General features: G+C 34.0%; 16 protein-coding genes. 12 read left to right on the forward strand and 4 right to left on the reverse strand.

Going from position 1 to position 19,744, the window contains the following annotated elements:
* The 3 genes from DFQ02_RS11325 (at position 1) to DFQ02_RS11335 (ending at position 5,419) form a co-directional block, all read left to right on the forward strand.
* The gene (locus DFQ02_RS11325; protein WP_116524609.1) at positions 1-1,401 is read left to right on the forward strand and encodes an amidase family protein; all 1,401 of its coding nucleotides are present in this window, start codon (positions 1-3) and stop codon (positions 1,399-1,401) included.
* Positions 1,401-4,742 carry a bifunctional amidotransferase subunit GatB/aspartate--tRNA ligase AspS gene (gene gatB/aspS, locus DFQ02_RS11330; protein ID WP_116524548.1) on the forward strand — a complete coding sequence of 1,114 codons (3,342 nt, stop codon included), beginning with the start codon at positions 1,401-1,403 and terminating at the stop codon, positions 4,740-4,742. Before DFQ02_RS11325 ends, gatB/aspS begins: the two co-directional genes overlap by 1 nt.
* 131 nt (positions 4,743-4,873) lie before the next feature.
* Positions 4,874-5,419 (forward strand): DUF2911 domain-containing protein, encoded by a 546-nt coding sequence (locus DFQ02_RS11335; protein ID WP_116524549.1) that lies wholly within the window; start codon positions 4,874-4,876, stop codon positions 5,417-5,419.
* A gap of 52 nt (positions 5,420-5,471) precedes the next feature.
* Here DFQ02_RS11335 and DFQ02_RS11340 read toward each other — a convergent pair whose 3' ends face one another.
* The gene (locus tag DFQ02_RS11340) at positions 5,472-6,101 is read right to left on the reverse strand and encodes a 7-carboxy-7-deazaguanine synthase QueE (RefSeq protein WP_116524550.1); all 630 of its coding nucleotides are present in this window, start codon (positions 6,099-6,101) and stop codon (positions 5,472-5,474) included.
* Positions 6,102-6,203: 102 nt separating this feature from the next.
* On the opposite strand from DFQ02_RS11340, the gene DFQ02_RS11345 reads away from it, so the two are divergent.
* Genes DFQ02_RS11345 through DFQ02_RS11370 form a run of 6 tightly spaced genes read left to right on the forward strand, consistent with a single transcriptional unit; the run spans position 6,204 to position 11,315 of the window.
* Positions 6,204-7,751, forward strand: coding sequence for a helicase HerA-like domain-containing protein (locus tag DFQ02_RS11345; protein ID WP_116524551.1), 1,548 nt, complete (start codon positions 6,204-6,206; stop codon positions 7,749-7,751).
* A 46-nt stretch (positions 7,752-7,797) separates the two neighbouring features.
* Entirely contained in the window at positions 7,798-8,355 is a 558-nt protein-coding gene (locus DFQ02_RS11350; protein WP_116524552.1) for a hypothetical protein, read from the forward strand.
* Between the two features lie 10 nt (positions 8,356-8,365).
* Positions 8,366-9,340, forward strand: a complete 975-nt coding sequence (locus DFQ02_RS11355) for a YitT family protein (RefSeq protein ID WP_116524553.1) — start codon at positions 8,366-8,368, stop codon at positions 9,338-9,340.
* Between the two features lies 1 nt (position 9,341).
* Complete coding sequence (locus DFQ02_RS11360; RefSeq protein WP_116524554.1) at positions 9,342-9,707, forward strand: cupin domain-containing protein; 366 nt, start codon at positions 9,342-9,344, stop codon at positions 9,705-9,707.
* A 3-nt stretch (positions 9,708-9,710) separates the two neighbouring features.
* Positions 9,711-10,538 carry an alpha/beta hydrolase gene (locus DFQ02_RS11365; protein ID WP_116524555.1) on the forward strand — a complete coding sequence of 276 codons (828 nt, stop codon included), beginning with the start codon at positions 9,711-9,713 and terminating at the stop codon, positions 10,536-10,538.
* 18 nt (positions 10,539-10,556) lie between these two features.
* Positions 10,557-11,315: a pseudouridine synthase gene (locus DFQ02_RS11370; RefSeq protein ID WP_116524556.1), complete on the forward strand. Its 759-nt coding sequence runs from the start codon at positions 10,557-10,559 to the stop codon at positions 11,313-11,315.
* Between the two features lies 1 nt (position 11,316).
* On the opposite strand, the gene folD is transcribed toward DFQ02_RS11370, so the two are convergent.
* The 3 genes from folD to DFQ02_RS11385 form a co-directional block, all read right to left on the reverse strand.
* The gene (gene folD / locus DFQ02_RS11375; RefSeq protein WP_116524557.1) at positions 11,317-12,192 is read right to left on the reverse strand and encodes a bifunctional methylenetetrahydrofolate dehydrogenase/methenyltetrahydrofolate cyclohydrolase FolD; all 876 of its coding nucleotides are present in this window, start codon (positions 12,190-12,192) and stop codon (positions 11,317-11,319) included.
* Between the two features lie 111 nt (positions 12,193-12,303).
* Positions 12,304-13,632, reverse strand: coding sequence for a signal recognition particle protein (ffh, locus tag DFQ02_RS11380; RefSeq protein ID WP_116524558.1), 1,329 nt, complete (start codon positions 13,630-13,632; stop codon positions 12,304-12,306).
* A gap of 329 nt (positions 13,633-13,961) precedes the next feature.
* Positions 13,962-15,719 carry a hypothetical protein gene (locus DFQ02_RS11385; RefSeq protein WP_147297765.1) on the reverse strand — a complete coding sequence of 586 codons (1,758 nt, stop codon included), beginning with the start codon at positions 15,717-15,719 and terminating at the stop codon, positions 13,962-13,964.
* 135 nt (positions 15,720-15,854) lie between these two features.
* On the opposite strand from DFQ02_RS11385, the gene DFQ02_RS11390 reads away from it, so the two are divergent.
* The 3 genes from DFQ02_RS11390 (at position 15,855) to DFQ02_RS11400 (ending at position 19,721) form a co-directional block, all read left to right on the forward strand.
* Positions 15,855-16,373 (forward strand): RNA polymerase sigma factor, encoded by a 519-nt coding sequence (locus DFQ02_RS11390; protein ID WP_181896409.1) that lies wholly within the window; start codon positions 15,855-15,857, stop codon positions 16,371-16,373.
* 98 nt (positions 16,374-16,471) lie between these two features.
* On the forward strand, positions 16,472-17,383 hold the full coding sequence (locus DFQ02_RS11395; RefSeq protein WP_245940256.1) for a FecR family protein: 912 nt from the start codon (positions 16,472-16,474) through the stop codon (positions 17,381-17,383).
* Positions 17,376-19,721, forward strand: a complete 2,346-nt coding sequence (locus DFQ02_RS11400; RefSeq protein WP_245940257.1) for a TonB-dependent receptor plug domain-containing protein — start codon at positions 17,376-17,378, stop codon at positions 19,719-19,721. The genes DFQ02_RS11395 and DFQ02_RS11400 overlap by 8 nt, the downstream gene beginning before the upstream one ends.
* The last annotated feature ends 23 nt before the right edge of the window (positions 19,722-19,744 follow it).

A 19,744-nucleotide genomic window follows, 5' to 3' on the forward strand; every position in this document is an offset into this window, starting at 1 on the left:
ATGGAGTCTCAAATTAAAGCCATACACCAAAAACTAGTCAAAAAAGAAATTTCTTGTTCAGACCTAGTAAAAGAAAAACTAAACTTATTAAAACCCAATACACACAACACGGTTAATAGTCTTTTGGAAGACTATGCCTTAGCTTTAGCCATTAAAGTTGACGAAAAGATAGCGAACGGAGAAACCATTGGTTTATTAGAGGGTATTCCGTTTGGCATTAAAGATGTTTATATGCTTAAGGGCACCTATACTACAGCTAGTTCAGACTTATTAAAAAATTACAAATCGGCCTATACTGCAACAGCTATTCAGAAACTTCTAGATGTTGGTGCCATTCCTATTGTTAAAGAAAACTGCGATAGTTTTGGACATGGATCATCCAGTGAAAATACCATTTTTGGTGCGGTTAAAAATGCTATAAACCCAGAATTAGTAGCAGGGGGTTCAAGTGGTGGTTCTGCAGTTAATGTTGCCAAAGAATTTACGGTATTTTCCATTGGTGGAGATACAGGAGGTTCTATTCGTCAACCTGCAGGATATAATGGTATTTATGGTTTAAAACCTACTTATGGGCGTATTTCAAGATATGGTTTAATGGCCTACGCCTCATCAACAGATTGTGTTGGACCTATTGCTAAATCTATTGAAGATATTAGGATTGTACTGAACGTTATGAGTGGTAAGGATGTTAAAGACCAAACCACTTATGTTTCAGAACCTATTACCGAAGAAACAATAGCTTCAAATGGTTCCGTCAAATCTGTTGGATATTTTAAAAATTTTATTAAAAGTGAGGCTATAGATCCTAAGGTAAAAAGCGATTTTATTTCAGTTGTTGAAAAGATTAAAGCTAAAGGTATTAAAGTAAAAGCTTTAGATTTCTTTAAATCTGACACTTTGGTTTCAACGTATTATACTTTAGCAATGGCCGAAACTGCCTCTAACCTATCTCGCTTAGATGGTACCAACTACGGAAATAGAATAGAGGGCGACAACTTAAAAGACAGTTATTCTATAACGCGTTCTAAAAATTTTTCTGAAGAAACGAAACGAAGAATTGTTGGTGGAAATCAAGTTTTATCGCAAGGATTTAGTGACGAAATTTATTTAAAGGGACTCGCATTAAGAGACCAAATTTCACGAAATTTTGAAGATGATTTTAACGAGGTTGACGTAATTATTTCTCCAGTAACACCCGGTACGCCACCAAAAATTGGCGATAGTTTGAAAGACCCACTAGCCATGTATTTAAGTGACGCTTACACTGTAGGGTTTAGTTTAGGGCAGCTACCAACTTTAACAGTACCTCAGGGCACTGAGACAGGCTTACAAATAACAGCCGCAAAAGACAATGACGAACTTGTTTTGAAGTTTGCTAACTTCTTAAAAGATACGATATAATGGATTTAGAGCAATTAAACGAGATACTAAAAGCCCATGAATTAGAATTGGTTATTGGGTTGGAAACTCACATCCGGTTAAATACAAAAACCAAACTTTTCTGCTCTTGTCCTAATGAAGAAACAGAAACACCCAATGAGCATATTTGCTCGGTTTGCACTGGTCAAATGGGGGTACTTCCAGCCGTAAACAAAGAAGCCATTACTAAAGCTATTTACTTTGGAAAAGCCGTAAAATCAACCTTTAGTAATGATGTTATTTCATGGGACCGAAAGCATTATGAGTATCCAGACAACCCAAAAAATATACAAATAACTCAGTTTCATAATCCAATTATTCCAGACGGACAAGTGTCTTGTTTCAGAAACGATGGAAGTGAATTTACAGTCAATCTAACCCAAGTTCATATTGAAGAAGATGCTGCCAAATTAATGCATGAAAAAACAGTATCACTAGTAGATTTCAACAAAGCTGGTGTGCCACTTATAGAGATTGTAACAGAGCCTTGTATCCATCATATTGAAGATGCTTCAACATATGCACAATACCTTCAACGTATTGTTCAGAACTTAAAAATTTCTGAAGCAAACCTTGAAAAAGGAGAGTTTAAATCGGATGTTTCGGTGTCGCTTCGAAAAAAACGTAGTTATAACTTAAACCCAAGAACTGAGATTAAAAACCTCAACTCATTTAAGTTTATGACTGAGGCTTTAAAAGAAGAAGTTGAAAAACAACTAAATTATTATTTAGAGCATAAAGAATTTAGACCAGACCAAACCACCGTGCTCTTTGATGCAGATTTAAAGCAAACCAAAACCATGCGCAAAAAGGAGTATGAAGCTGATTATCGGTTCATCTCTGAGCCAGATTTACCGTTTGTAAACATCAAAAACGTTGTAGAATCTATTGATGTTGATATTAGCGCATTGCCATACTCTGTAGAACGTATTCTAATAAGAGGTGGCGTATTGCCTCAAGATGCTAAATTCTTTACTGCCGATGCCCTACGTTCTAAAACGTTTATGACTCTAAACAAAGAGCTTAATGACCCATCTTTTGTTGCTAAAACACTGGTAAATAATATCGGTGCCGATGACTATGCCGATATTTATAGAATTGAACATCTTATTGAAATTTTCAAACTGTTTAAAGAGGAAAAAATAACCTCTGTCCTAGTTCAAAATGCTATTACTTCGTATTTGAAAGATAGAACTTTTGATTACAACAAATATTTTGAAGACAATACCATTTCAAAAGAAAAAATTGACCATGCTATTGCCAAAATTATTAATGAAAATGAGGCTATTGCAAACGATATTAAAGCTGGAAACCAAGGTAAAGCTGGTATTTTAGTCGGAAAAGTTATTGGCATAATTGGCAAAGGGGCTTCTGGAAAAGTGATTCGAAAAGGTATTTTAAATGCTTTATCTACCGAAAATGACAGTAAACCAGAGACCGAAGACCGCAATAAAAAGGGTGCCACTGCCGATATTGAACGACCAACAACGAAACAACAAGAAGAGGTATTGCCAGAAATACCCATAATTGTAAAAGATGAATACAGAACACATATTGCTACAGACCTATCGGAAGCCTCAATTACTAAAAAAGTGACCTTAGCAGGTTGGGTTTCTAGTGTTCGTGACCATGGTGAATTGATGTTCATTGACTTACGAGATTCCAGTAATGAGATTTTTCAAGTACGTTTAAGCAGAGAATCATTCCCTAACTTAGATGACTTGGTGAAATTAAAACCAGAATCTGTTATCATGGTAACAGGTAACATTGTGAGACGTCATGAAGATGATTTTAACCCAAGTTTAAGAACAGGAACCATTGAGATGAAAACTTCGGAATTAGAAATTCTGAACCTTTCTAGAACCTTACCTTTTGAAATTAAACGCGCCACCAAAACAAACGAAACTACGCGTTTTCAGTACAAGTTCTTAGACCACAGAAATGCCGACGTACATCGCGTGATTAGAAATAGACACAAGGTCATTAAACTCTTGCGAGATATTTTAGACCAACAGGACTTCCTTGAAATAGAAACACCAATTTTGAGTGCAGGAACCGATGAGGGTGCTCGAGAATTTATTGTTCCAACAAGAAAAGAAGCTGGTTCGTTTTATACCTTACCACAGGCACCACAGCAATTTAAGCAAATGTTAATGGTTAGTGGTTATGAAAAATATTTTCAGATTGCACGCTGTTTTAGAGACGAGGACTCTAGAGGTGACCGTCAACCAGAATTCACCCAGTTAGATATTGAAATGGCCTATGCTAGTATGCAACAAATTATGGATTTGAACACCTACATGTTCAATGAAATTGTTGAAAATGTTTATGGCAAAAAATGGATTTTAAAACCTTTTAAAGTTTTAACTTACAAAGAGGCTATGGACAAGTATGGGTGTGATAGACCTGACCTTCGTTTTGGTTTAGAAATGCAAGACATTACTGAGATTGTAAAAGACACAACTTTCCAAGTATTCAGCAAACCTATTGATGAGGGTGGTATTGTAAAATGCATTAAAGTTTCTGCAAAAGAACAGGGTAAGCAACGCATGTCTAAAGGGCAAATAGAAAAATTAACCGCTATTGCTCAAGAGCATGGTTTGGGTGGTTTAGCCTACATTATTGTTAACGAAAACGATTTACAATCGCCTATCATTAAATTTTTAGGAGAAGATATCGCTGCCAATATTATAAAAGCAACCCATGCTGAAGTTGGTGATATTGTATTCTTTTCTGCGGCCGATTATGCTACCGCAAATAAAGCCTTAGATGCTGTAAGGCAAGAAATGGGTAAAATGCTTAGGCTAATAAATCCAAAAGAACTAAGACCTGCCTGGGTTATTGATTTTCCTATGTTTGAAAAAACCGATGAAGGCAAATGGACTTTTACACATAACCCCTTCTCAATGCCAGCTACCTATGACATTGAAAAACACTTAAATGGTGATGAGAGCGAAATTGGCTCAATTATAGCCCAACAATATGATTTAATATTGAATGGTTATGAAATCGGAGGTGGTTCAGTACGTGCCCACAAACCTGAAATACTAGAGGCTACTTACAAAAATATGGGCTATAACAAAGAAGACATGATGAAGAGTGTAGGTACCATGTACAAGGCTTTTCATTATGGTGCACCACCTCATGGTGGTATTGCTTGGGGGGTAGACCGTTTGATGATGATTCTTGAAAAGAAAGCCTCTATTAGAGAAGTTATGGCATTCCCAAAAACAGGAACCAGTGAAGATTTATTATTTGGAGCACCATCACCACTATCAGATAAAAAAGTAGAGGAAATGAATGTGAAGGTGATAAAGAAATAACTTCATTTATATCGTTGAGTTAAAAAGCTTCGGTATTCCTGAAGTTTTTTTGTAAACTTTAACACTCTTTATGTTAAGTTTTGTATTAACTTGAAGACACAATACTAAATTCAAAATCAAAAACTATAATTATGAAAAAATCACTAATCATCTGCTTACTGGCTTTAACTTTTATTATGTTATGTTCAACTAACCTAAGTGCACAAAAATTCAGGGGTTTAGATAAAAGCCCAATGGATGCAGCTGCATTTCCCGCAAGTTATAAAGAAGCCAACAAAGCAATTAGAATTATTTATAGTAGACCTCAACTAAAAGATAGAGATTTAAGTTCACTTGCTCCTAATGGTAAAGTTTGGAGAACAGGTGCAAATGAAGCTCCAGAATTAACTCTTTACAAAGATATGCACCTAGGAAATACTCTAATTAAAGCTGGCACTTATACTTTTTATGTTATTCCTGGTGATAAAGAATGGACAGCTATTATTAGTAAAGATATTAATGTTTGGGGGGCCTATTCTTATAATGAGGCTAATGATGTTGCAAGACTTTCTGTTCCAGTTGTCTCAGATGAAGAGTCTCTTGAAGCTTTCTCAATAGTTTTTGACGAAAAAAACAATGTTATTAACATGCATTTAGGTTGGGGAACCACTAGAGTTACTGTACCCTTTACTAAATAACTTTTGATGGAAATCACAAAAAAATCTTGATTTGTCGAAGCTTTTTTTGTGACTAAGGTATGTTCAAATATTTATGTGTTTGAAGTGACACTTTCCATTTAGGGTTTTGCATAACATAATCCACAATTAATGGAATAACTTTATCACGCTTGCTCCACTCAGGCTGCAAGTACAAAATACAGTTTTTATTCACTTTAGATGCCTGCTCTTCAGCAAATCTTAGGTCATCTTTATTATAGACTATCACTTTTAGTTCATGAGCTTTTTCATAAACTTCATTAGTTGGTAATTTCATTTTTTTTGGTGATAAGCAAATCCAATCCCAATCGCCTGTAAGCTTATAAGCTCCAGAGGTTTCAATGTGGGTTTTCAACCCAAAAGCCTTTAGTTTGGTGGTCAACATAGTCATATCCCACATTAACGGTTCACCACCAGTTACCACAATAGTATCACTATATTTTTTGGCATTATCTACAATTTTTGAAGTAGCTGTTGGTGGGTGCAAATCAGCATTCCAACTTTCTTTTACGTCACACCAATGACACCCCACATCACAACCGCCAATTCTTATAAAATAAGCAGCAGTTCCTTTATGATACCCTTCTCCTTGAATGGTGTAAAATTCTTCCATTAAGGGTAACATATCTCCCTTATCTACCAATTTTTGTATTTCCGTATTCATAAGTCTGCAAAGATAATATATGACAATCAATTGTTAATTGTTTTGTAATAATGTTTACTCAATTTAATAAAGTAATGCTATTTTTATACAAAATAATAGTGTATGGATATAAAGGAAACTTTTTTTAATTATATAACCGAAGGGAATGAAACCAAAGGTGACTTTATACCCATTGGTGCCGCTATGTTAAATGGCGAAACAATAACTGGGGCTCATGTAAAAATACCTTTAAAGACCATGAATCGTCATGGCCTAATTGCTGGTGCAACGGGCACCGGAAAAACCAAATCACTGCAAGTTTTAGCCGAAAATTTAAGTGATAAAGGTATTCCGGTTTTGTTAATGGATATTAAGGGAGACTTGAGTGGATTAGCGCAACCTAGTTCAGGACATCCTAAAATTGACGAAAGGCACGAAAAAATAGGATTACCTTTTGAAGCCAAATCATTTCCTGTTGAAATACTAACCCTTTCAGAGCAAGACGGTGTGCGCTTAAGAGCCACAGTTAGCGAGTTTGGCCCCACTCTATTATCAAGAATTTTAGACCTTACTCAAGCTCAATCAGGTGTTATGGCAGTTCTGTTCCAATATTGTGACGACAACAAACTACCCTTATTAGACTTAAAAGATTTAAAAAAAATACTGCACTATGCTACTAATGAAGGCAAAGATGAATTTACTGAATCTTATGGTAGAATTTCTACGGCCTCAACAGGTGCTATACTCAGAAAGATTATTGAATTAGAACAACAAGGAGCCGATTTATTTTTTGGAGAAACCTCATTTGAAGTTGATGATCTATTGCGAATTGATGAAAATGGAAGAGGTTATATTAACATAATCAGGCTAACCGATATTCAGGATAGACCAAAACTTTTTTCAACATTCATGTTGAGTCTGCTAGCTGAAATATATGCTACGTTTCCTGAACAAGGAGATAGTGACCGTCCAGAATTAGTAATGTTTATAGATGAAGCGCATTTAATTTTTAACGAAGCTTCAAAACCTTTATTAAATCAAATAGAAAGTATTGTAAAACTCATAAGGAGTAAAGGGGTTGGCTTGTATTTTGTAACTCAAAATCCCACCGACGTTCCAGAGGAAGTATTAGGTCAATTAGGTTTAAAAATACAGCATGCCTTAAGAGCCTTTACTGCAAATGACAGAAAAGCTATTAAATTAACAGCGCAAAACTATCCAGACTCAGATTACTATGATACCACAGAAGTACTAACCTCTTTGGGCATTGGTGAAGCCTTAGTTTCTGCTCTAAACGAAAAAGGACGCCCAACGCCATTGGCAGCAACCATGATGCGAGCTCCTATGAGTAGAATGGATGTTTTAACAGACACTGAATTAAGCCACTTACTTTCGGAATCTAAACTTTCAAAAAAATACAACAAAGAAGTTGACCGTGAAAGTGCTTATGAATTATTAAATGAAAAGATAGAAAAAGCTGAAGCCGAAGAAGCTAAAGAAAAGGCAAAAAAAGAGCAAGAAGCTCTAAAACAAGAAGAAGCAAAACGAAAAAGTAGAAGTTCTTCAACAAGCCGTAGAAGCAAAAGAATGAACCCTGTTGTTAAAGTGTTAACAAGTGCTACATTTATTAGAAGTGTATTTGGCATTCTAAACAAGGTCATGAAAAAATAACACCTAAAATTTATATTAACCAATTTATAAAAAACTAATTTCAATAATGTATAAAACATTTTTAAGCCTCATTATACTTTGCCTAATTTTTACAAACTGTAAAACAGAACAAAACCCATTTGAAATTTCTAAACAGCATATTGGTTTGTTAACAGATTCTACTCAAGTCAAAGATTTAGAAGCTATTTTTATTAACGACTCTATTTCAAAATTTGATGGTAGTGAAGAATTCACAAGCAACATCAATAACATTGAAATATTTAGTAAAAATGGTGAAAAGCGCTTAATACTAACCCCAAAAACAATTTCAGATTCCACATCGGTTATTGAGAGTATCCAAATTTTAGACCCTCAATACAAAACTCCCAAAGGTATTTCTGTTTTAAGCACTTTTAAAGACATTAATAATGCCTACCAAATTTCTAAGATTGACAATGGTATAAATTCTATAGTGCTTTCGGTTAAAGAATTAAATGCTAGTTTTGTGATAGATAAAAAGGAATTACCTGCCAATTTAAGGTTTGATCTTAACCTAAAATTTGAAGAAACCCATATTCCTGACGCTGCTAAAATCAAATATTTTTTTCTAATTTGGAATAACTAACAATGAATAAATGAACCCCTTTTTAACTAAAATAATATTTGATTTAGCCAGAAAAAAGCTTGAAAAGACCAACCCTAAAAAAGCGGTTACCAAGAAAAAAATAGTACCACTTGTTAGACAACTTCAAGTAGAATTAACCCACACCATTGGGGAATATATTTGTATAGTGATTGGTATTTTTTCTGCAGGTTTTGGCTTGAAGGGTTTTTTACTACCTAATCAATTTATTGATGGTGGAGCAACAGGTATTTCATTATTACTAGAAAATATAACCTCTATTGAACTGGGTATCCTTTTAATTTTAGTGAATATCCCGTTTATCATATTAGCCTCTAAAACGGTTAGTCTAAAGTTTGCCATTCGCAGTATTGTAGCCATAGCACTTTTAGCGGTTGTTGTACATTTTGTTGATTACCCCAAAATAACAGAAGACAAACTCCTTATCGCCATTTTTGGTGGTTTTTTTCTAGGTTTGGGTATAGGTATGTCTATGCGCGGGCGCAGTGTGATTGATGGCACCGAGGTTCTCGCCATTTTTTTAAGTAGAAAGTTATCCTTAACCGTTGGCGATGTACTTTTAATCATAAACATTATTATATTTTCTTTTGGTGCCTACGTGCTTTCTGTAGAAACGGCGTTATATGCCATTTTAACCTACCTAGCGGCTGCTAGAACTGTTGATTTTGTAGTTGATGGTGTTGAAGAGTATGTAGGACTAACAATAATTTCAGAAAAACACGATGACATAAAATGGATGCTCACCAATAAATTGGGAAGAGCATGTACGGTTTATAGTGGTAAAGGTGGTTACGGAAAGCAAGGAGAAAGTGCAGAAAAAGAAATAATCTACAGTGTTGTTACCCGTTTAGAGCTACCCAGAATTAAAACTGAAATTGATAAAATAGACCGAAAAGCCTTTTTAATCATGGGTATTGTGAAAGACATTAAAGGTGGTATGATAAAACGAAAACCCTTTAAAGATTAAAATGAAGAACTACATTATTCAAAATAGTCCGTTTGTAGTACCAACCAATGACGGAAAATCTATAAAAGAACATTTTGGGTTAACCACCGATGGGAATTCTAATATAAGCATTGCCCATATGAAAGCGCCTGCTGGTTGGAAAGAACCTTTTCAAACCCCTGAATTTGATGAGTTCACTTTTATCATTAAAGGGAGAAAACAGTTTATAATTGAAGGTGAAACGATAGTTTTAGAAGCTGGTCAGTCTATAAAGATCAATAAAAATACCAGAGTTCAATACTCAAATCCGTTTACAGAACCCTGTGAATACATTGCTATTTGTACACCAGCATTTTCAATGGATTTAGTTAATAGAGAAGCTGAATAGTTGATGCAAAAATTCATTATTAAACTTGTTGGATCATACTTGAACGTACTAAGTTATGTCTCTGCTGATTATGCTGCAAACAAAGCCTTACATCTATTCTCCATTCCTAGAAAAGGAAAACTTAATGAATCTCAAAAACGATTTTTAAACTCAGCAAAAAAAGAACTATTGACCTTTGAAGATCTCGACATTGCCACATACCACTGGAAAGGGAATAAAGCAACCATACTTTTGGTGCATGGATGGGAAAGCAACTCCGCCCGTTGGAAAAACAAAATTAAACGTTTCACAAACCAAGGATTTAATGTTGTAGCTTTAGATGCTCCAGCTCATGGGGCTTCAGGAGGTAAATTATTCAATGCTCTTTTGTACTCTGAGTTTATTAACAAAGTTTCAAAAAAACATCAACCAGAAGTGATTATTGGGCACTCTGTTGGAGGTATGGCGTCTGTATTCTTTCAACAGAAATATCAGTTAGCATCAGTAAAAAAAATGATATTGCTTGGTACGCCCTCAGAGTTTGAAGGCCTCTTAAAAAGTTATATCAAGCTTTTGGGATACAACAAAAAAATTAAAAAAAGTCTCAATAAAATTATTTTTAAAAAGTTTGGAGCAACACCTAGTGATTTTTCAACCTCTAAATTTTCTAAAGACATTGAAACCGAAGGTCTTATAATTCATGATGTTAAAGACACCGTTATACCATATAGCGATGCTAAACTCATTAACAAAAGCTTACGAAATAGTAAACTCATTACTACTAAGGGCCTTGGTCACTCTTTGAACGACAACGCAGTAACTGAGAATATTTTAGAATTTTTAGAAAAATAAGATGCTTACTTTTGTAACATGAACGAACCCTTAAAAAGAATAAATAAATACTTAAGTGAAGTTGGTTATTGCTCTCGAAGAGAAGCAGATAAGTTAATTGAGGCAGGACGGGTAACCGTAAATGGGAATGTACCCGAAAAAGGTACAAAGCTATCTCCAGATGATAAAGTGTATGTTGATGGCGAATTAGTTGAAAACACTAAAAATAAGTTTACATACCTGGCTTTTAACAAGCCTATTGGCATTGTTTGTACAACCGATACTCGAGTTGAAAAGAATAATATTATCGATTATATTAATTACCATAAACGCATTTTCCCTATTGGAAGATTAGACAAACCTAGCGAAGGTCTCATTTTACTTACAGATGATGGTGATATTGTAAACAAAATTCTTAGAGCCAGCAACAATCATGAAAAAGAATATATAGTTACTGTTGATAAACCTATCTCACAAACTTTTGTGGAGCGTATGTCAAAAGGTATTTACTTAGAAGAATTAAAACAAACTACAAAACCTTGCATTGTAAAAAAACTAAGCTCAAATAAATTTAAAATCATACTTACCCAAGGTTTGAATAGGCAAATTAGAAGAATGTGTTCTCATTTAAACTATGAGGTGCAGACATTAAGACGCATTCGAATCATGAATATAAAACTGGATATACCTGTTGGGAAATTTCGGGAACTTTCAAAAGAAGAATATAGAGAGCTCAGTAAACTTATCAGTGATTCAACGAAAGAATTTAAACCTAAAACCGTTAAAAGAAAACGATAAATTAAGCCTTTCTTTCTCTTGCTAACAGTGTATTTTTAAGAAGCATAGCAATGGTCATAGGCCCTACTCCTCCAGGAACAGGTGTAATGTAACTAGCTTTCTTGCTCACACTTTCAAAATGCACATCACCAGCAAGCCTATATCCACTTTTTTTGGTTTGGTCTGGCACGCGAGTAATACCAACATCTATAACCACAACATCCTCTTTTACCATATCGCCGGTTAAAAACTCCGAGATACCTATGGCTGCCACAATGATATCGGCTCCTTTAGTTATTTCCTTTAAATTTTTAGATCGACTATGAACCACCGTAACTGTAGCATCACCAGCTGGACGCTTTTGACTCATTAGAATACTCATAGGGCGACCAACAATATGGCTTCTTCCCATAACTACAACATTTTTACCTGAAGTTTCAATCTGGTATCTTTCTAATAATTCCATAATACCAAAAGGTGTCGCTGGTAAAAAGGTTGGTAAATCTAAGGCCATTTTACCAACATTGGTAGGATGAAATCCGTCAACATCTTTATCCGGATCTACAGCCATTAATACCTTTTGCTCATCAATCTGATCTGGTAAGGGAAGCTGAACTATAAAACCATCGATAGTATCATTAGTATTCAATTCATGAATTTTATCTAATAATTCTTCTTCAGAAGTGTATTCGGGTAATTCAATTAAAGTAGATTCAAAACCTATTTTCTCACAAGCCTTAACTTTAGCATTAACATAGGTCATGCTTGCACCGTCACTCCCAACCAAAATAGCTGCCAAATGGGGAACTTTTTCACCTTTTGAAACCATTGAAGCCACGTGTTCTGCAATCTCTTCTTTAATATCATTACTAACTTTTTTACCGTCTAAAATTGTCATATTGTTTCTCGCAAAGGCGCTAAGACGCCAAGTTTTTATTTCATTTTTTAAGATGCTTCGACTACGCTCAGCATGACACTTCTAACTTCTAACTTCTAACTTCTAACAAGGTTAACGCATGTTCTGCATCATCTGCATCATCTTTCTACCGCCAGCTCCTTGCATCATCTTCATCATTTTACTCATTTGATTGAATTGCTTTAAAAGCTGATTTACTTCTTGAACTGAAGTTCCAGATCCTTTTCCTATACGCTTTTTTCTACTCGCATCTATAATGGATGGATTTGATCTTTCTTTGGGTGTCATAGAATGAATGATGGCTTCAATACTTTTAAAAGCGTCATCATCAATATCAACATCCTTCATCATTTTTCCAGCGCCAGGAATCATACCTACAAGGTCTTTCATATTTCCCATTTTCTTTATCTGCTGAATCTGTTTTAAGAAATCATCAAAACCAAACTTGTTCTTTGCAATTTTCTTTTGAAGTTTTCTAGCCTCCTCTTCATCAAATTGCTCCTGAGCTCTCTCAACAAGGGACACAACATCTCCCATACCAAGAATACGATCAGCCATACGAGACGGATGGAATACATCAATGGCTTCCATTTTCTCACCGGTACCAATAAATTTGATTGGCTTATTTACAACCGATTTGATAGATATAGCAGCTCCTCCACGGGTATCACCATCTAGTTTGGTAAGGATAACACCATCAAAATTTAAGACATCATTAAAAGCTTTAGCCGTATTTACGGCATCCTGACCCGTCATAGAATCTACTACAAACAATGTTTCTTGTGGCTCAACAGCTTTATGGATGTTAGATATTTCAGTCATCATCGCTTCATCAACAGCTAAACGACCTGCGGTATCTATAATCACTACATTAAAACCATTGGCTTTTGCATGAGAAATAGCAGCCTTAGAAATGGCAACCGGATCGTTATTGCCTCTATCACTAAAAACCTCAACACCTATTTGATCTCCGACCACATGTAATTGGTCTATTGCCGCAGGACGATATACATCACAAGCGACCAACAAAGGGTTTTTGGTTTTTTTATTTTTGAGATAATTTGCAAGCTTACCAGAAAACGTTGTCTTACCAGAACCTTGTAAACCAGACATTAAAATAACACTTGGCGAACCAGACAAATTAATCCCCTCAGCATCACCACCCATGAGTTGAGTTAATTCATCTTTAACAATTTTAACCATGAGTTGTCCAGGTTGCAACGTAGTCAATACGTTTTGTCCTAGTGCTTTTTCTTTAACTCTGTTGGTGAAATCTTTAGCTATTTTAAAGTTTACATCGGCATCTAGTAAAGCCCGTCTTACCTCTTTTAAAGTCTCAGCAACATTAACCTCAGTAATACTTCCATGACCCTTTAAAACGTGTAGGGCTTTATCTAACTTATCACTTAAATTATTAAACATAATTTTGACACGTATAAATTTTAATAATTAATATCTTTATTATAATTATAAAATTGAGAACGTGTGCAACCGCTACGCTCTCACATTAAAAATTTTGAACATTCTCTTTGAGAAAATCTGTTTAAAATTTATTAATGCTCGTTTCTTGAAATTTTAAGAATTGCAAATTTAAGGAATTGAAGCTATTAATGGGTAATATTGTTTAAAAAAGGATATAAAAAAAGAGCTATTAATATTGTAATTAATAGCTCTTGTAAAGGAAACTCAGCTAACTAACCTAACAAACCGAAAATCCAAGTTTCTCTTTTTTATAAACCAAAAGCAATTTATTATTGTATTCTTTCTAAAACCAAGATATCTATTAATCCATCCCCACCGCTTATGTCTTTAAGCTCAATACGGTTTTCATTAATTTCAACTATTTTCCATCTTTCATTGAATTCATCAAAAGGTTGATTATTACTGAAATTAAAAGCTAATTTTAATTGTCCATCATCTCTAAAGGACAACCAAGATCCTCCAAATATTCCATTGTTTGGATCTGTAACTCTAACTCTTCCTGTTTCAAAGAAACTTATTTTGTAACCAAAATAGTCAGCAGTTTCGTTGACCCCACTATCTTCATAAAGTGCCACTTCCCATTCACTACTTACAAGAATATCTAAAATATAGTTTAAATCTCCATCTGTATTTGGACAGTGTCTTCTTAAAACCATTTCATTATTTTCGTTAGACAATTTTATCTTGTCTTCACCTAAGAAGGTTATTAACCATTGTAATTTTAAGTCTGGTCTTCCTTCTAAATTTATTTCCAAACCAATTCCAGCTGGTCTAACCAATACTTGGTAAGATCCTTCTATTAATTCACCTTCAACTCTAATTTTTACTACATTGTTTTCAAAAAATTTAAGAGGTGTACCAATATAATCTTCTTCTTTGTCAGAATCATTTACATCTAATTCAGTAACTCTCCACAAACATTCTTGTAGGTAGTTCTCAACGCGTTCTTTAGTGTGGTCTATCAATACATCACAGTTGCGTTTCATGATAATTCTACCAGTGTCTTCTTGATAAATTTTAACTCTACCTTCTTCTATTTCGTAGATATACCACTCTAGCGTAAAGTCTGCTAAATTTTCAAACTCCATTTTTAATTTAGCTCCCCTTCCTTCTACAACTCTAGTTTGCCATGTACCAGTAAGTATATCACCATTTCTTTCTCTCATTACTACTACACCACCTTCTTTAAAGTTGATAGCATATTCAAAATATCTATCTGTTAAAGAAACAGCATCTCTTTTAAATTCGTGCACTAACCAAGGACATTTAATTAAGTAGTTATCTAAACGCTCTTTGGTAAAGTCATCATCATTGTAGTCATTATCATCATCCTCATCACAAGTGTTTTTGGCTTCTCTGATAGTATTATGTAATTGTTCATTACTATTTACTTGAATCTCGCTGCCATCTGCTAATACCATAGTAACCGGATAATTAATACTAGCAATAACTTCATATTCTTTTACTCTCCTTATAAAGCGGTGTAATTGTCTGTCATTTTCAATTTCAACAGTATCTATAATTAAGAAGTCTGCATTAAAAATTGAAAATGAAATAGGATACTTAAAATCAATACATTCTATATCATCGTCTTCTTCATTTTCTCCACCACACGCTTCGGCATAAGCTTCAAACTGATCGGCATTATTAATAACTATTTCATCATGGTCTGCATTAATAATGGTAACAGGAAAAATCATTTCAAGATTATCGTCATCATTATCAAATTCGTCAAAAATAGCCTCAATAACTTCGAAGTCTTCCTCCGAATCGATAATAATTTCAACACCGTTAACTATGACTGTAAGTGGTAACTTAACAGAAATACAACTGGCACGGTCTATAATATTGTCTTTAGAACCGTCCATTTTAGAAGCAGCACTAACAAAAGCTGTTAGCTCTGAATCTGCTACTAAAGCTTCAGCTTCTGTTGGCTGTGTAATGTCAACTACTTCTTCTTGACAAGAAGTAAACATTAAAAGGGCAAAAAAAGGTAATAGTAATAAAATTCTCCAATTAGTTTTCATGATATTTGATTTTGGGTTCAACATAGCTTTTTGGTGATAAAACAATTTAACTTTAAAAATTCCTACCCTCCTACTCAAAAAAAATTAATTTTTTATTAAAAAGCTTTATTTTAGTGGCTCCAACTACCAATGAAAATGAGCAAGCCACTACATGATAATATTTGCGCAGAGCATATTTTTTCATCAATATTTAATAAACACGCCAAAGACCTACACAATTTTTTATACTATAAGTTTGGCGAATTGCTAAACCCTAAAGACAAAGCTCAAGAAGCTTTTGTAAAACTTTGGGAGAACTGTGCTAAGGTTACCCCAGATAAAGCCAAAAGCTTTTTATTTACCACCGCTAATAATTTAATGCTGAATGAAGCGGCTCACCAAAAGGTTGTCTTGAAACATCAAAAAATTGCTAAGCCAAAATTGAGTACCAATGAAAGCCCAGAGTTTTTAATGCGTGAAAAAGAATATAATGACAAATTACAAAAAGCACTGGCAAATTTAACAGAACCACAACGCGTTGCTTTTATGATGAACCGTGTGGAAGGAAAACGTTTTAAGGAAATAGCTGAGATTTTAGATATCTCAACCAAAGCCGTTGAAAAACGAATTTATGGAGCATTGGAAAAGTTGAGGAAGGAAATAAAGGAGTTGTGACAGATGACTGAAGACTGAAGACTGAAGACTGAAATTTAAGCTTTTGAAAAAAAATTAAATCATAGGGTAGGAAAAAATAAAAGTTAATTGTTTTATAGTTGAATAAAGGAAAAATGGATAGAGAAACTTTAATATTAAAATGGTTAAATAACAATCTGAATGATCAGGAACTTAAAGCCTTTAAAAATCTTGAAGACCACGATGATTTAGTAAAGTTAAATAATACCCTACAAGCTTTTAAAGCTCCCGAATACGATGCTGGTAAAGAGCTTGACAGTGTATTACAAACCATTAGAAGTAAGAAACAACCTAAAACGCATTGGATAAAACCTTTTATGCGTGTGGCTGCTATTCTTGCTATTTGTTTTAGTCTTTATTATTATACAACAACTATTGATACGACCATTACCACAGCTATGGCTCAAAAAACCACAGTAGAGTTGCCTGATGCTTCTAGTGTGTCTTTAAACGCAAAATCGGTTTTGGCATTCAATAAAAATTCATGGAAAAAAAACAGAGAAGTTGAGCTACAAGGCGAAGCCTTTTTTAAAGTAGCCAAAGGTTCTTCTTTCAACGTTATAACACAAACAGGAACCGTTACGGTTTATGGAACTCAATTTAATGTAAAACAACGGGACAATTATTTTGAGGTTATTTGCTACGAAGGTTTAGTAGGCGTTACTTTTAATTCTCAAGAAACAAAATTAAAACCTGGCGACAGTTTTTTAATTATTGATGGGAAAATAATTGCTAAAGAAAAAGAAAACAGCTTAACACCTTCGTGGTTAAATAACGAAAGTCAGTTCAAAAGTCTACCTTACAAACAAGTTATTGCAGAATTTGAAAGACAATACAATGTAGATATTATATTAATAGGTATTGACTCCGAAGAACTATTCACTGGTAATTTCACTCATGACAGCATTGAAGTTGCGTTAAAATCTATTACCTTACCTTTACATTTAACTTATAGTCAATCAAACGATTCTATAATTTTAAAGCGTGAATAGAAAAGGTTTTCATTCTTTTTTTGTCTTCTTGTTTTTTTTGAATATTACGCTGCTAAGCTCTCAAAACGTTCAAAAAGAAAAGCAACTACTTTCTAGTGTTATTAGTACTTTAGAAACGCGTTATAATGTTAGTTTTTCTTATGCCGATAAAACTATAAAAGACAAAAAAGCCATGCTACCCAACAAAAGTTTGTCGTTAGAGGAAGCCTTGGAACTTCTTAAAGAAGAAACAAAGCTTGATTTTGAGTTGTTGGATGACAGATTTATTGCTATAAAATTTGCTAAAAAAAAGAAGGCTAATAGCTTTAGAATACAAAATCTTGAAGAAGTATACATAACCAACTTCCTTACAACGGGTTTAACCAAACTAAATGATGGCTCTATAACTATAAAACCTGAAAGTTTTGGTATTCTACCCGGGCTTATAGAACCAGATGTTTTACAAACCATTCAAGCTTTACCAGGGGTTCTGAGTACAGACGAAACCGTTTCAAATATCAATGTAAGAGGTGGAACTCATGACCAAAACCTTCTACTTTGGGATGGTATTAAAATGTATCAATCTGGACATTTTTTTGGTCTTATTTCTGCTTTCAACCCATATATTACAAAAACCATCAACGTTTATAAAAATGGGAGTAGCGCTAAATATGGCGATGGTATTTCAAGCATTATAGACATGCAATTGCCCGATGACATTGATAATGAATTTAAAGCTGGTGTTGGACTAAACTTTATTAATGCCGATGGTTTTGCTAAAATTCCGCTTTCAAACAAAACCGAATTGCAAATTTCATCACGTCGTTCAGTCACCGATTTAATTGAAACAGCGACTTACGATCAATATTTCAAACGTATTTTCGAAGATTCTGACTTTAACAATAATAGAAATTCCATTTCTCAAAATGAGTCGTTTTATTTTTACGACATCACTGCAAAACTGCTATTTGACATTACAGAAAAAGATAAGCTCAGGTTTAACTTTTTAAACATTAACAATATGTTTGATTATGATGAGCAATCCACAATCAATGATAGAACCGAGGCATTGAACAGTAACCTATCACAACAAAACTTATCGGTTGGTCTTTCTTATACTCGAGATTGGACCAATCAATTATCAACCACATTACAGGCTTATGCTTCAAATTATAATTTAGATGCCACCAATAATGATGTTATTAATAACCAAAGATTAATTCAAGAAAACAGAGTAAATGACCGTGCCTTTAAACTAGATATTAACTATGAGCATAACTATCAACTAAAGTTTAATAGTGGCTATCAGTTAAACGAGGTAGGTATTAGCAATTTAGAAGATGTAAACAATCCTAACTTTAAAAGTTTTGTAAAGAATGTTGTAAAAAGTCATTCAATTTATGCGGAAACATCTCTTTTATCTTATGGTGCTCAAACCAAACTAAATTTAGGAGCGCGTTTAAACTATTTAGACAAGTTTAACATGGTTTTTGTAGAGCCCAGATTAAGTTTTAGCCAACGCTTTTTAAATGATTTTAGATTTGAGATTCTAGGTGAATACAAAAGCCAATTTACATCGCAAGTTATAGATCTACAAAACGATTTTTTGGGTATTGAAAAACGCCGCTGGATCCTTTCAAACAATAATACTGAAGTTATTATAGAAGGAAATCAAACTATATACCCAGTGCCTGTTTTAAAAAGCAAGCAAATTTCAGCAGGTATTCATTTCAATAAAAACAAGTTTTTAATTAGTGCCGAAACCTACATTAAAAAAGTAGATGGTATTACCACCAGAAGTCAGGGGTTTCAGAACCAATATCAATTTGTTCACAGCATTGGTAGCTACAAAATTACAGGTATAGATGTATTGCTAAATAAACAATTTGATAATGTAGCAAGTACTTGGATTTCATACTCCTTTAGCAGAAACAATTATCTATTCCCAGATTTAAACAACGGCAATGAATTCCCTAATAACAATGATATTAGACACGCAATTACTTTTGCTGGCACATACACTCAAAACAATTTCAAACTAGCCTTAGGTATAAACTGGAATTCTGGTATACCCACAACCTATCCTGCAGATCAAAATAACCAAAGTAATATTATTATTAATTATCAAAGCCCCAATGCAGAAAACTTAGATGATTACTTAAGGACAGATTTTTCGGCAACGTATTCATTTGATATTTCGAGGACATCAAAAGCTACAATTGGAGCTTCGGTTTGGAACGTACTAAACAGAAAAAACATCATAAATGAGTACTATACTCTGATTGAAGATAATATTGAACCTGTAAGAAATGAGTCTTTAGGCATCACTCCAAATGTAAGTTTTAGAGTTCATTTTTAGATAACAACTAACTAATACAGTGT

The organism is Seonamhaeicola aphaedonensis (genome assembly GCF_003386195.1).
Lineage (GTDB): Bacteria > Bacteroidota > Bacteroidia > Flavobacteriales > Flavobacteriaceae > Seonamhaeicola > Seonamhaeicola aphaedonensis.